Below are 12,628 nucleotides of genomic sequence, written 5' to 3'. Positions count from 1 at the left end.
CGCAAGCAAAAACTTTGCGATTTCAAGCACTTCGTGGAGAAGTGCTTGTTACTGCCTACTGCACTGCCCGCTTAGATGACGCGAGCTGCTTCGACGAGGCGCGACACCGCCCAGGCCTTCGTCTTCGAAACAGGACGAGTTTCCTGGATTTCGACGAGATCGCCTTCGTTGCAGGTGTTCGCTTCATCGTGCGCGTGGTACTTCTTCGAGCGCACGACATACTTGCCGTAGATCGGGTGCTTGACGCGGTGCTCGATCAGCACGGTGACGGTCTTGTCCATCTTGTTGCTGACGACCCGACCGACCAGCGTCCGCTTCAGCGAGGTTTTCACGCTATCGTTCATTTCTGGTTCGCCTTCTGAGTCATGACGGTCCGCACACGTGCGATGTCGCGACGAACCTTCTTCAGCTGGCTCGTGTTCGTGAGCTGCTGGGTCGCGAGTTGCATGCGCAGGCCGAATTGCGCCTTCAGCAGGTCCGCCAGCTCCTTGTTGAGCGCGGCCTGGTCTTTCTGGAGAAGTTCGGAAGCCTTCATATTTTCTCCTTAGGCGCCGAGCTGGCGCACGATGAACGCCGTCTTCAGCGGCAGCTTGGCTGCGGCCAGACGGAACGCTTCGCGTGCCAGTTCTTCGGTTACGCCGTCCATTTCATAGAGCATCTTGCCCGGCTGAATCTCGGCGACGTAGTACTCCGGGTTACCCTTACCGTTACCCATACGCACTTCGGCCGGCTTCTGCGAAATCGGCTTGTCCGGGAAGATCCGGATCCAGATGCGGCCGCCACGCTTGATGTGACGCGTCATTGCACGACGCGCCGCTTCAATTTGACGGGCGGTCAAACGACCGCGACCGATCGCCTTCAGGCCGAAGTCACCGAACGACACTGCGTTGCCGCGCGTCGCCTTGCCGGTGTTACGACCCTTCTGCTCTTTACGATACTTTCTGCGTTTCGGTTGCAGCATCGTTATTCTCCAGTCTTGCCGTCTTCGGGCTTGCCGGCGCCGCGGCGCGGTGCGCCACGACGAGCACCCGGAGCGCCGCCTTCGCCGTCACGGCGCGGACGACGGTCGCCCGGACGCGCATTGCGACGCGGACGCTTGTCTTCGGCTACTTCTTCCACCACCGGTGCGTCGTTGCGGCCGAGCGTATCGCCCTTGTAGACCCACACCTTGACGCCGATGATCCCGTAAGTCGTCTTCGCTTCCGAGGTCGCGTAGTCGATATCCGCACGCAGCGTGTGAAGCGGCACGCGACCTTCGCGATACCACTCCGTACGAGCGATTTCGATACCGTTCAGACGGCCTGCGCTCATGATCTTGATGCCTTGGGCACCCAGACGCATCGCGTTCTGCATCGCACGCTTCATCGCGCGACGGAACATGATCCGGCGCTCGAGCTGTTGCGTGATCGAGTCGGCGATCAGCTGAGCATCGGTTTCCGGCTTGCGGATTTCCTCGATGTTGACGTGAACCGGCACGCCCATGCGGCGTTGCAGTTCCGTCTTCAGCTGTTCGATATCCTCGCCCTTCTTGCCGATGACCACGCCCGGACGCGAGCTGTAAATCGTGATGCGCGCGTTCTTCGCCGGACGCTCGATGACGACCCGACCGACCGAAGCGTTCTTCAGCTTCTTCTTCAGGTACTCACGAACACCGATGTCTTCCTGCAGCATCGCCGCGAAATTGTTGTTGTTCGCGTACCAACGCGAAGCCCAATTGCGGCTGACAGCCAGGCGGAAGCCAGTCGGATGAATTTTCTGTCCCATCGTATGGCTCCTTAATTCCCGACCGTCACAGTGATGTGACAGGATTGCTTCTCGATGCGGTTACCGCGGCCCTTGGCGCGCGCGGTGAAACGCTTGAGCGATGCAGCCTTGTCGACGTAGATGCTCGTGATCTTGAGCTCGTCGATATCAGCGCCTTCGTTGTGCTCCGCATTCGCGATTGCCGACAGCACAACCTTCTTCACGATGCCAGCCGCCTTCTTCGGCGAGAACGTCAGAACGTTCAGCGCCTTGTCGACCGGCAAACCGCGGATCTGGTCAGCCACAAGGCGCGTTTTCTGCGCCGAGATGCGGGCACCGCGATGAATTGCTTTCACTTCCATCTTGATTGCCCCTTATTTCTTGGCCTTCTTGTCGGCTGCGTGACCCTTGAACGTACGGGTCAGTGCGAACTCGCCAAGCTTGTGGCCGACCATGTTTTCCGAGATGTACACCGGAACGTGTTGACGGCCGTTGTGAACAGCGATCGTCAGGCCGATGAAATCCGGCAGAATCGTCGAGCGACGCGACCAGGTCTTGATCGGCTTTTTGTCGCGCGAAGCTGCAGCCGCCTCAACTTTCTTCAGCAAATGGGCGTCGCAGAACGGACCTTTTTTAACAGAACGTGCCATTGCCTACTCCTTAACGCTTGTGACGGCGCTGGACGATCATCGTCGTCGTGCGCTTGTTGCTGCGGGTGCGGTAACCCTTAGCCGGCGTACCCCACGGGCTCACCGGGTCGCGACCTGCAGCCGTCTTGCCCTCACCACCACCGTGCGGGTGATCAACCGGGTTCATCGCAACGCCACGCACCGTCGGGCGGATACCGCGCCAGCGGTTCGCGCCAGCCTTGCCGATCTGGCGCAGGCTATGCTCTTCGTTGCCGACTTCACCGATCGTTGCACGGCACTCGATGTGCACGCGGCGGATTTCGCCCGAACGCAGACGAACCTGCGCGTAGACGCCTTCACGCGCCAGCAGCATGGCCGACGTGCCAGCCGAACGCGCCATTTGCGCGCCCTTGCCCGGCAGCATCTCGATGCAGTGGATCGTCGTACCGACCGGAATGTTGCGGATCGGCAGCGTGTTGCCTGCACGGATCGGCGCTTCCGAACCCGACATCAGCTGTTGGCCGACGGTCAGGCCCTTCGGGGCGATGATGTAGCGACGTTCGCCGTCTGCGTAGAGCACCAGCGCGATGTTCGCGCTGCGGTTCGGGTCGTACTCGAGACGCTCGACCTTTGCCGGGATGCCATCCTTCGTGCGACGGAAATCGACGATACGATAGTGTTGCTTGTGACCACCACCCTTGTGACGCGTGGTGATACGACCGTTGTTGTTACGGCCGGCGGTCGAGCTCTGCGAATCGAGCAGTGCCGCGAACGGCTTGCCCTGGTGCAGGTTCTTGTTGACCACCTTGACCATCGCGCGGCGACCCGGCGATGTCGGCTTAACTTTAACGATTGCCATGATTACTTGGCCTCCGCTTCAAAGTTGATTTCCTGGCCGGGCTTCAGGCAAACGTACGCCTTCTTCACGTCCTTGCGGCGGCCCATCGAACGGCCGAAGCGCTTTTGCTTGCCCTTCTGAACCAGCACGTTGACCGAATCAACTTCAACCTTGAACAGCAGCTCGACAGCCGCCTTCACTTCCTGCTTCGTGGCATCCGGTGCGACTTCGAACACGACTTGCTCGTTCTTGTCGGCAACCAGCGTCGCCTTTTCCGAGATCACCGGTGCGAGCAGGACCTGCATCAAACGATGATCGTTCTTGCGAATCTCGCTCATGACAGCAACTCCTCGATCTGGGCGACCGCAGCCTTCGTGACCAGCACTTTCTTGAAGTAGATCAGCGACAGCGGGTCAGCGTAGCGCGGCTCGACAATCGCCACGTGCGGCAGGTTGCGCGAAGCCAGGTACAGGTTCTCGTCGACCGTGTCGGTGATGATCAGCACGGAGTCGAGACCCATGGTCTTGAATTTGTCGGCCAGCAGCTTGGTCTTCGGCGCTTCGAGGATGATGTCCTCGACGACCGACAGACGGCCTTCACGGGCCAGCTGCGAGAAGATCGAGCAGAGACCTGCGCGATGCATCTTCTTGTTGACCTTGTGCGAGAAGTTTTCTTCCGGCGAATTCGGGAAGATACGACCACCGCCACGCCACAGCGGGCTCGACGACATACCGGCACGAGCGCGGCCCGTACCCTTCTGGCGCCACGGCTTCTTGGTCGTGTGCTTGACTTGCTCACGGTCCTTCTGTGCGCGGTTACCCTGGCGAGCATTCGCCTGGTAAGCGACGACGACCTGGTGGATCAGCGCTTCGTTGTAGTCACGACCGAACACGACGTCCGATGCGTTGACCACTGCACCTTCCTGACCATTTTCGTTCAGGAGCTTGAGTTCCATTATTTCGCCCCCTTGGTCTTGACGGCCGGCGTCACGAAGACCTTACCGCCCTTCGCGCCCGGAATCGCACCCTTCACGAGCAGCAGCTTGCGCTCTGCGTCGATACGAGCGATTTCGAGGTTCTGCACCGTCACCGTCACGTCACCCATGTGACCCGTCATGCGTTTACCCGGGAAAACACGACCCGGATCCTGCGCCATACCGATCGAGCCCGGCACGTTGTGCGAGCGCGAGTTACCGTGCGTGGCACGGCCGGAGGAGAAGTTGTAACGCTTGATCGTACCGGCGTAGCCCTTACCGATCGACACGCCTTGCACGTCGACCTTCTGGCCCACTTCGAAAAGATCTGCACCGACCACGGCGCCATTCGACAGCTCGGCTGCCTTGGCCGCGTCAATGCGGAATTCCTTGAGGATTTCACCGGCTTCGACACCGGCTTTGGCGAGATGACCTGCCAGCGGCTTCGTCACGCGCGATGCGCGGCGGGAGCCGAATGCAACCTGCACGGCCGTGTAGCCGTCGGTTTCAACAGTCTTGATCTGCGTCACGCGGTTGTCCGACACGTCCAGCACGGTGACGGGAATCGAATCCCCTTCAGCCGTGAAGATACGGGTCATGCCAACCTTGCGACCTACGAGTCCAAGGCTCATCATTTTCTCCATTCCCGACTGCGATTGGTCGGGGCTGATTTACAAAATGCCGGGCACGCAAGGCCCAACTTTTTTACGCGAATACGCGAAAAGCCAAGCAGTATAGCCCGACTTTCCGATTTCCGCAAGCAATACAAAGACTTAGCACCACCCGACAAGCCGGACAGCGCCGGAAGCCTTACTGCAGCTTGATTTCCACGTCGACGCCAGCCGGCAGGTCGAGCTTCATCAGCGCGTCAACGGTCTTGTCCGTCGGGTCGACGATGTCCATCAGGCGCTGGTGGGTGCGGATTTCGAGCTGATCGCGCGACGTCTTGTTGACGTGCGGCGAACGCAGGATGTCAAAACGCTGAATGCGCGTCGGCAGCGGCACCGGGCCACGGACGATTGCGCCAGTCCGCTTCGCGGTATCGACGATTTCGGCAGCCGATTGATCGATCAGACGATAGTCGAATGCCTTCAGGCGAATGCGGATTTTCTGTTGCTGCATGACAATTCCTTGAAAGAGCGAGGCGATGTTGCATCGCCGGACACTAAAAGAACGTGAAACATGACGCCAGCGGGGAGCGAAGCATCAGGTTCCGGACAGTACTTCCACTGCTAAGCCCGCGATTCTACACGAAATTCCGAAGTAGTGTTGCGTGTTTCTCGGTGCGCGCAACGCGCCGCCGGAAAAAAAACCGGGCGCCAGCGCAAACTGGACACCCGGTTTCGGCGGTACAACCGCGTACCGCGGGAATCGCGGACCCCATCGGGATCCGCGGATCGTCGATATTACTCGATGATCTTGGCGACGACGCCGGCGCCGACGGTACGGCCGCCTTCGCGGATCGCGAAGCGCAGACCTTCTTCCATCGCGATCGGAGCGATCAGCTTCACCGTGATCGACACGTTGTCGCCCGGCATCACCATTTCCTTGTCCTTCGGCAGCTCGATCGAGCCCGTCACGTCCGTCGTACGGAAGTAGAACTGCGGACGGTAGTTGTTGAAGAACGGCGTGTGACGGCCGCCTTCGTCCTTGCTCAGCACGTACACTTCAGCCGTGAAGTGCGTGTGCGGCGTGATCGAACCCGGCTTCGCCAGAACCTGGCCACGCTCCACGTCTTCACGCTTCGTGCCGCGCAGCAGGATACCAACGTTGTCGCCTGCCTGACCTTGGTCCAGCAGCTTGCGGAACATTTCAACGCCCGTGCAGGTCGTCTTCACCGTCGGCTTGATACCGACGATTTCGATTTCCTCGCCGACCTTCACGATGCCGCGCTCGACACGACCCGTCACCACCGTACCACGACCCGAGATCGAGAACACGTCTTCCACCGGCATCAGGAACGCGCCGTCAACTGCACGCTCCGGCGTCGGGATGTACGTGTCCAGCGCATCGGCCAGGCTCATGATCGCCACTTCGCCCAGCTCGCCCGTGTCGCCTTCCAGCGCCAGCTTCGCCGAACCCTTCACGATCGGCGTGTCGTCGCCCGGGAAGTCGTACTTCGACAGGAGTTCGCGAACTTCCATCTCGACCAGCTCGAGCAGTTCCGCGTCGTCCACCATGTCGCACTTGTTCAGGAACACGATGATGTACGGAACGCCAACCTGACGCGCCAGCAGGATGTGCTCACGCGTTTGCGGCATCGGGCCGTCTGCTGCCGAGCACACCAGGATCGCGCCGTCCATCTGCGCTGCGCCCGTGATCATGTTCTTCACATAGTCAGCGTGGCCCGGGCAGTCGACGTGTGCGTAGTGGCGGTTAGCCGTTTCGTACTCGACGTGTGCCGTGTTGATCGTGATGCCGCGCGCCTTTTCTTCCGGTGCCGCGTCGATCTGGTCGTACGCCTTCGCTTCGCCGCCGAACTTCTTCGTCAGAACCGTCGTGATCGCTGCCGTCAGCGTCGTCTTGCCGTGGTCAACGTGACCAATCGTACCAACGTTCACGTGCGGCTTGGTCCGCTCAAATTTACCCTTGGCCATTTTCGACTCCCAGAAGGAATTTCACAGGTTGCGCCGCGCGCAAACAAGACACTGACTTTTTACTGCTGGTGCCCATGGGCAGGATCGAACTGCCGACCTCTCCCTTACCAAGGGAGTGCTCTACCACTGAGCCACATGGGCGCTACGCTTCAACTTAGCGGTCTGGAGCGGGTGAAGGGAATCGAACCCTCGTCGTAAGCTTGGAAGGCTTCTGCTCTACCATTGAGCTACACCCGCACGGGCCACTAACGATTCCTTACCGCTCACTGCGCTGATATCTTGGTGGAGGAGGTTGGATTCGAACCAACGTAGGCGTAAGCCAACAGATTTACAGTCTGCCCCCTTTAGCCACTCGGGCACCCCTCCGTAGAGAACTGACGATTATGGGGGTGCATCGCACTCCTGTCAAGCACATCCGGAAGATTATTTTCGCTCTCTCCCCGACTTCCGCTTCCCGCCGATCCCCGCCCTCGCCCGGCTAAGGCAAGCGCGAGATGTTGCTGACCGGCACCACATCTTCGTCAGACTCCGCCTTCAACGCCGATCTGCATCTGCGCTAAAAACGAAAGACCGCCATCATACGACCTCTTTCGCACAATGCCAAGCGGGTAGACGCAAATTTCGGCAAATTTCATGCCGGGCGGGTTTGGCGAGCCGACTGGCGGTTGCTCGCGGGAGGTTCGGTGGTGCTTCCAGCGCGGAATAGACGCACTGCACGAGGCTCTGCAGCCGGCGCCGCATACTGCGAGGTCTCGCGATCAGGGCGCCATGTGCGTGCAAGGCTTTCGCGCCCTCTCCGGCAATTGCGGCGGGCCGGCTCCATCACCGAATTCGATCACCGCTGCGTTCGACGGGCTCACCGGAAGGCACGATACCGTCTCGAGTCGCCCTTCTACCTCCGCTACAAATTCTCCATGCGCCCGCTTGCTCTGCAACGACATTCTTTTCGGTTGAAACTGCACATGCCACGGTTCCGGCAGACGCCTGGTGCCGTTCGGGGCCGATCGGGAGGATCCGACAGCAACGCCTGGCTGACAGCGTCACCGCGGAGCCCAAGAGGCATGCTCGGCGCTTGGGGCGTATCAAGAGTTGAAGGCGACGCTCGATGGCGGGTGCGCGAGTTGGACGCACGTCGGCTAGCGCGCGGCACAATCGATGAATCGGCACGCGTTGGTCCGACGACGTTCCGCAGGATGAATCCGATGATTCTGCACGCCTTGATGTGCTTACAGCCGCCACTTGACGACGACGTACGTCCAGGTCCAGAGCCCTGCCTCTCCATAACCTTCCCTGCCTCTCCATAACCTTGTTGCCGCCGCATCGAATGTTCCGCTGCTTGGCGCCGCCACGTCTCGTCGTGCAAGCCGCCTAACGTCATCGCAGCGAATCTTCGGCGTCCACGCGATATCACAACTGCTCGGACGGTGCCCGCCTCGTCCAACTGAACGCGAATGTCCGCGCCGGATTCGACGCAGGCGCCCTCGCCATCACCTCACGCTCCCGAAAACGTTATAAGCCGATATGTGGCGCCGGAGCATCGACATCCGACGTGCGCTGTCCGGCAATGCTCGAGCTGAAGGGGGATCAAGACCAAAGCACGGTGCACCAGCGTCCACGCGCTGGAGACTCTCCGTTCAGCGATCGGAATATGGCACGCACGGAACACCCGCCAGGCGTCGACGCAGGCAGCCCACACTTCGCGCGCCGATGGGCGAAGGGCGAGACCGCGTAGGCAGTGCCGCCTATTTGCTGATCGAGGAAATCTACGCGGTACAGGAAGGTCAACGAGTGGTGACCTTACCCCGCCGATTTTTGATCTTGGTCGACCTGCAATACGCACACGGCGCGGCCAGCTCCTCAGTCGGGCCGCTTCTTGCCTCGACTCAAGCCTGTGCCTCGTGTCGATGAGGTTCTTTCAAGGCGAGATATGGCGAGTTGGACCGAGAATGGCGCTTGATAGCAATGTCGCGCCTCTCCTGGCGCAGTTCGGCCACGCGGATTCATGCGACAAGGGAGCCGGGAGCGGTGACATCCTGTCCACTACTGCCAATAACACGCGGAAGGCTGAACGAACGCAAGGCGCATTCCGCTGCCACACGATATATATCGACCTTGGCAGAAGATGCGCTCAATACACCGGTGATCAACGCGTGTTGATCGATTATCAGATGACGAGAACTAGCAACGTCTGATCGCGGCCGGCGCCGGGCAAGGCCGATTTCCCATTGCAGCTCTAATGGCCACCAGAGCGAACAAGAGTAGAAGGGCGGTGGCTTCAGCAACACCAGTTACTGGCATGCAGACACCCCGACAAGCGAGGTGCATTTTGCGCCAATCTCATGGCAGTGATTCCGATTGGGGTCGACGCCTTCGACACCCAGCTCATGCCGCATGGCGCTCGCAGGATGCTTTTTCCGCCGCGCCAATGCAAAAACCCCCGCCTTTCGGGCGGGGGTTTCTGGCTTAGGGAGCCTGACGATTACCTACTTTCACACGGGAATCCGCACTATCATCGGCGTAGAGTCGTTTCACGGTCCTGTTCGGGATGGGAAGGGGTGGGACCGACTCGCTATGGTCATCAGGCAAAGGGGGTTGTTCTGCTGGCGTGGCCAACAGAACCAATCTTGGAAGAAGCAGTAATTTAGGTTGTGTGTATCACACACGAGAATCCAACTTGTCGCTCTGGATCGCGGCCAGTGCTTGCACACGGCGCCGATCTACAAGGCAGACTTGTTATAGGATCAAGCCTTACGGGCAATTAGTATCAGTTAGCTGAACGCATTACTGCGCTTACACACCTGACCTATCAACGTCCTGGTCTCGAACGACCCTTCAAGGGGATCTAGTCCCCAGGGATATCTCATCTTAAGGCGAGTTTCCCGCTTAGATGCTTTCAGCGGTTATCTCTTCCGAACATAGCTACCCGGCGATGCCACTGGCGTGACAACCGGTACACCAGAGGTTCGTCCACTCCGGTCCTCTCGTACTAGGAGCAGCCCCCTTCAAATATCCAACGCCCACGGCAGATAGGGACCAAACTGTCTCACGACGTTTTAAACCCAGCTCACGTACCTCTTTAAATGGCGAACAGCCATACCCTTGGGACCGGCTACAGCCCCAGGATGAGATGAGCCGACATCGAGGTGCCAAACACCGCCGTCGATATGAACTCTTGGGCGGTATCAGCCTGTTATCCCCAGAGTACCTTTTATCCGTTGAGCGATGGCCCTTCCATACAGAACCACCGGATCACTATGACCTGCTTTCGCACCTGCTCGACTTGTCGGTCTCGCAGTTAAGCACGCTTATGCCATTGCACTATCAGCACGATTTCCGACCGTACCTAGCGTACCTTCGTACTCCTCCGTTACGCTTTGGGAGGAGACCGCCCCAGTCAAACTGCCTACCATGCACTGTCCCCGACCCGGATCACGGGCCAAGGTTAGAACCTCAAACAAACCAGGGTGGTATTTCAAGGACGGCTCCACCGAAACTAGCGTTCCGGTTTCATAGCCTCCCACCTATCCTACACAGATCGGTTCAAAGTCCAATGCAAAGCTACAGTAAAGGTTCATGGGGTCTTTCCGTCTAGCCGCGGGTAGATTGCATCATCACAAACACTTCAACTTCGCTGAGTCTCGGGAGGAGACAGTGTGGCCATCGTTACGCCATTCGTGCAGGTCGGAACTTACCCGACAAGGAATTTCGCTACCTTAGGACCGTTATAGTTACGGCCGCCGTTTACCGGGACTTCAATCAAGAGCTTGCACCCCATCATTTAATCTTCCGGCACCGGGCAGGCGTCACACCCTATACGTCCACTTTCGTGTTTGCAGAGTGCTGTGTTTTTATTAAACAGTCGCAGCCACCAGTTTATTGCAACCCCTTCACCCTTTGCCCGCAGGGGCATCAAGCTACAAGGGCGTACCTTATCCCGAAGTTACGGTACCAATTTGCCGAGTTCCTTCTCCCGAGTTCTCTCAAGCGCCTTAGAATACTCATCTCGCCCACCTGTGTCGGTTTGCGGTACGGTCATCGTTAGACTGAAGCTTAGAGGCTTTTCTTGGAACCACTTCCAATTGCTTCGCTCCCTAGGGAGCTCGCGCCACACCCTTGAATTCCGCGCCCGGATTTGCCTAAGCGCCTTCTCCAATGCAGCGACCGGGACTTCCAACACCCGGACAACCTTCCGCGATCCGTCCCCCCATCGCATCTAACAATGGTGCAGGAATATTGACCTGCTTCCCATCAGCTACGCATTTCTGCCTCGCCTTAGGGGCCGACTCACCCTACGCCGATGAACGTTGCGTAGGAAACCTTGGGCTTACGGCGAGGGGGCCTTTCACCCCCTTTATCGCTACTCATGTCAGCATTCGCACTTCTGATACCTCCAGCATCCCTTCCGAGACACCTTCGCAGGCTTACAGAACGCTCTCCTACCATGCGAGCAAAGCTCGCATCCGCAGCTTCGGTATATAGCTTAGCCCCGTTACATCTTCCGCGCAGGACGACTCGATCAGTGAGCTATTACGCTTTCTTTAAAGGGTGGCTGCTTCTAAGCCAACCTCCTGACTGTTTTAGCCTTCCCACTTCGTTTCCCACTTAGCTATATTTGGGGACCTTAGCTGGCGGTCTGGGTTGTTTCCCTCTTGACACCGGACGTTAGCACCCGATGTCTGTCTCCCGTGATTGCACTCTTCGGTATTCGGAGTTTGCTATGGCGGGGTAATCTGCAATAGACCCCCCAACCATGACAGTGCTCTACCCCCGAAGGTGAGACACGAGGCACTACCTAAATAGTTTTCGGAGAGAACCAGCTATTTCCAAGTTTGTTTAGCCTTTCACCCCTATCCACAGCTCATCCCCTAACTTTTCAACGTTAGTGGGTTCGGACCTCCAGTACGTGTTACCGCACCTTCATCCTGGCCATGGATAGATCACTTGGTTTCGGGTCTACGCCCAGCAACTGAACGCCCTATTCGGACTCGCTTTCGCTACGCCTGCCCTATACGGTTAAGCTTGCTACTGAACGTAAGTCGCTGACCCATTATACAAAAGGTACGCCGTCACCCCTTACGAGGCTCCGACTGTTTGTATGCATGCGGTTTCAGGATCTATTTCACTCCCCTCCCGGGGTTCTTTTCACCTTTCCCTCACGGTACTGGTTCACTATCGGTCGATCACGAGTATTTAGCCTTGGAGGATGGTCCCCCCATCTTCAGACAGGATTTCACGTGTCCCGCCCTACTTGTCGCACACCTAGTTCTTTCATACTGTTTTCGCCTACAGGGCTATCACCTGCTATGGCCGCACTTTCCAGAGCGTTCGGCTAACAATACAAATAAAGAGTGCAAGGCTCATCCCATTTCGCTCGCCACTACTTTGGGAATCTCGGTTGATTTCTTTTCCTGCGGTTACTTAGATGTTTCAGTTCACCGCGTTCGCTTCACTAGACCTATGTATTCAGTCTAGGATGACCCAAAAGGGCCGGGTTTCCCCATTCGGACATCTACGGATCAAAGCTCGTTTGCCAGCTCCCCGTAGCTTTTCGCAGGCTACCGCGTCCTTCATCGCCTGTGATCGCCAAGGCATCCACCACATGCACTTGTTCGCTTGACCCTATAACGAGTCTGTCTCATCTTTCGACGCTACAGTCGCTACAGGTTGAGTTCTCGCGTTGTGCCGTATTCCAATTGAGTCAAACTTAGAGTTCGAATCATCTTGAGATACATCGATACAATCACAACCCGGATAGTTTCCACGTCCATCTCGAGACGCTTCCGCTATCCAAATTACTTACTTCTTCCAGATTGTTAAAGAACGACAGCCGATATCTGTTGATATCCTC

Annotated in this window: 12 protein-coding genes, 3 tRNA genes and 2 rRNA genes; all 17 read right to left on the bottom strand. The window is 58.1% G+C overall.

Features of this window, described 5'->3' with window-relative positions; all coding sequences use genetic code 11:
- Positions 1-71 precede the first annotated feature (71 nt).
- The 17 genes from rpsQ to HWW87_RS33690 all read right to left on the bottom strand — a co-directional run bounded on the left by rpsQ (position 72) and on the right by HWW87_RS33690 (position 12,399).
- Positions 72-344 carry a 30S ribosomal protein S17 gene (gene rpsQ / locus HWW87_RS33770; protein ID WP_047899582.1) on the bottom strand — a complete coding sequence of 91 codons (273 nt, stop codon included), beginning with the start codon at positions 342-344 and terminating at the stop codon, positions 72-74.
- Entirely contained in the window at positions 341-535 is a 195-nt protein-coding gene (gene rpmC / locus HWW87_RS33765) for a 50S ribosomal protein L29 (RefSeq protein ID WP_006400652.1), read from the bottom strand. The genes rpsQ and rpmC overlap by 4 nt, the downstream gene beginning before the upstream one ends.
- A 9-nt stretch (positions 536-544) precedes the next feature.
- Positions 545-961, bottom strand: a complete 417-nt coding sequence (rplP, locus tag HWW87_RS33760; RefSeq protein WP_006752927.1) for a 50S ribosomal protein L16 — start codon at positions 959-961, stop codon at positions 545-547.
- Between the two features lie 2 nt (positions 962-963).
- Positions 964-1,764 carry a 30S ribosomal protein S3 gene (gene rpsC / locus HWW87_RS33755; protein ID WP_006482899.1) on the bottom strand — a complete coding sequence of 267 codons (801 nt, stop codon included), beginning with the start codon at positions 1,762-1,764 and terminating at the stop codon, positions 964-966.
- An 11-nt stretch (positions 1,765-1,775) separates the two neighbouring features.
- Positions 1,776-2,105 carry a 50S ribosomal protein L22 gene (gene rplV, locus HWW87_RS33750; protein ID WP_007730533.1) on the bottom strand — a complete coding sequence of 110 codons (330 nt, stop codon included), beginning with the start codon at positions 2,103-2,105 and terminating at the stop codon, positions 1,776-1,778.
- A gap of 12 nt (positions 2,106-2,117) precedes the next feature.
- On the bottom strand, positions 2,118-2,393 hold the full coding sequence (gene rpsS / locus HWW87_RS33745) for a 30S ribosomal protein S19 (protein ID WP_004199273.1): 276 nt from the start codon (positions 2,391-2,393) through the stop codon (positions 2,118-2,120).
- 10 nt (positions 2,394-2,403) lie between these two features.
- Positions 2,404-3,231 (bottom strand): 50S ribosomal protein L2, encoded by an 828-nt coding sequence (gene rplB / locus HWW87_RS33740; protein ID WP_006482900.1) that lies wholly within the window; start codon positions 3,229-3,231, stop codon positions 2,404-2,406.
- A gap of 2 nt (positions 3,232-3,233) precedes the next feature.
- Positions 3,234-3,548: a 50S ribosomal protein L23 gene (rplW, locus tag HWW87_RS33735; RefSeq protein WP_004199275.1), complete on the bottom strand. Its 315-nt coding sequence runs from the start codon at positions 3,546-3,548 to the stop codon at positions 3,234-3,236.
- The gene (gene rplD / locus HWW87_RS33730) at positions 3,545-4,165 is read right to left on the bottom strand and encodes a 50S ribosomal protein L4 (RefSeq protein ID WP_006477192.1); all 621 of its coding nucleotides are present in this window, start codon (positions 4,163-4,165) and stop codon (positions 3,545-3,547) included. The genes rplW and rplD overlap by 4 nt, the downstream gene beginning before the upstream one ends.
- Complete coding sequence (gene rplC / locus HWW87_RS33725) at positions 4,165-4,815, bottom strand: 50S ribosomal protein L3 (protein WP_006482922.1); 651 nt, start codon at positions 4,813-4,815, stop codon at positions 4,165-4,167. Before rplC ends, rplD begins: the two co-directional genes overlap by 1 nt.
- 178 nt (positions 4,816-4,993) lie before the next feature.
- Positions 4,994-5,305 carry a 30S ribosomal protein S10 gene (gene rpsJ / locus HWW87_RS33720; protein ID WP_004199280.1) on the bottom strand — a complete coding sequence of 104 codons (312 nt, stop codon included), beginning with the start codon at positions 5,303-5,305 and terminating at the stop codon, positions 4,994-4,996.
- Between the two features lie 284 nt (positions 5,306-5,589).
- Positions 5,590-6,780, bottom strand: coding sequence for an elongation factor Tu (gene tuf / locus HWW87_RS33715; RefSeq protein WP_011350666.1), 1,191 nt, complete (start codon positions 6,778-6,780; stop codon positions 5,590-5,592).
- A gap of 66 nt (positions 6,781-6,846) precedes the next feature.
- Positions 6,847-6,921, bottom strand: a tRNA-Thr gene (locus tag HWW87_RS33710).
- A gap of 22 nt (positions 6,922-6,943) precedes the next feature.
- A tRNA-Gly gene (locus tag HWW87_RS33705) sits at positions 6,944-7,017 on the bottom strand.
- Positions 7,018-7,060: 43 nt separating this feature from the next.
- Positions 7,061-7,146 (bottom strand) — tRNA-Tyr (locus HWW87_RS33700).
- 2,104 nt (positions 7,147-9,250) lie between these two features.
- Positions 9,251-9,363: ribosomal RNA gene (gene rrf / locus HWW87_RS33695) — 5S ribosomal RNA — on the bottom strand.
- A 154-nt stretch (positions 9,364-9,517) separates the two neighbouring features.
- A 23S ribosomal RNA gene (locus tag HWW87_RS33690) occupies positions 9,518-12,399 on the bottom strand.
- Positions 12,400-12,628 lie beyond the last annotated feature (229 nt).

Source organism: Burkholderia sp. BCC0419 (genome assembly GCF_902830285.1).
Taxonomy (GTDB): Bacteria; Pseudomonadota; Gammaproteobacteria; order Burkholderiales; family Burkholderiaceae; genus Burkholderia.
This window is presented reverse-complemented; position numbering and strand designations above follow the sequence as displayed.

Bases quoted from the DNA above. Each gene is read 5' to 3' on its own strand.
- rpmC (WP_006400652.1), bottom strand. From the start codon at position 535: ATGAAGGCTTCCGAACTTCTCCAGAAAGACCAGGCCGCGCTCAACAAG.
- rplB (WP_006482900.1), bottom strand. From the start codon at position 3,231: ATGGCAATCGTTAAAGTTAAGCCGACATCGCCGGGTCGCCGCGCGATG.
- rpsS (WP_004199273.1), bottom strand. From the start codon at position 2,393: ATGGCACGTTCTGTTAAAAAAGGTCCGTTCTGCGACGCCCATTTGCTG.
- rplP (WP_006752927.1), bottom strand. From the start codon at position 961: ATGCTGCAACCGAAACGCAGAAAGTATCGTAAAGAGCAGAAGGGTCGT.
- rpsQ (WP_047899582.1), bottom strand. From the start codon at position 344: ATGAACGATAGCGTGAAAACCTCGCTGAAGCGGACGCTGGTCGGTCGG.
- rplC (WP_006482922.1), bottom strand. From the start codon at position 4,815: ATGAGCCTTGGACTCGTAGGTCGCAAGGTTGGCATGACCCGTATCTTC.
- rplW (WP_004199275.1), bottom strand. From the start codon at position 3,548: ATGAGCGAGATTCGCAAGAACGATCATCGTTTGATGCAGGTCCTGCTC.
- rpsJ (WP_004199280.1), bottom strand. From the start codon at position 5,305: ATGCAGCAACAGAAAATCCGCATTCGCCTGAAGGCATTCGACTATCGT.
- rplD (WP_006477192.1), bottom strand. From the start codon at position 4,165: ATGGAACTCAAGCTCCTGAACGAAAATGGTCAGGAAGGTGCAGTGGTC.
- rplV (WP_007730533.1), bottom strand. From the start codon at position 2,105: ATGGAAGTGAAAGCAATTCATCGCGGTGCCCGCATCTCGGCGCAGAAA.
- tuf (WP_011350666.1), bottom strand. From the start codon at position 6,780: ATGGCCAAGGGTAAATTTGAGCGGACCAAGCCGCACGTGAACGTTGGT.
- rpsC (WP_006482899.1), bottom strand. From the start codon at position 1,764: ATGGGACAGAAAATTCATCCGACTGGCTTCCGCCTGGCTGTCAGCCGC.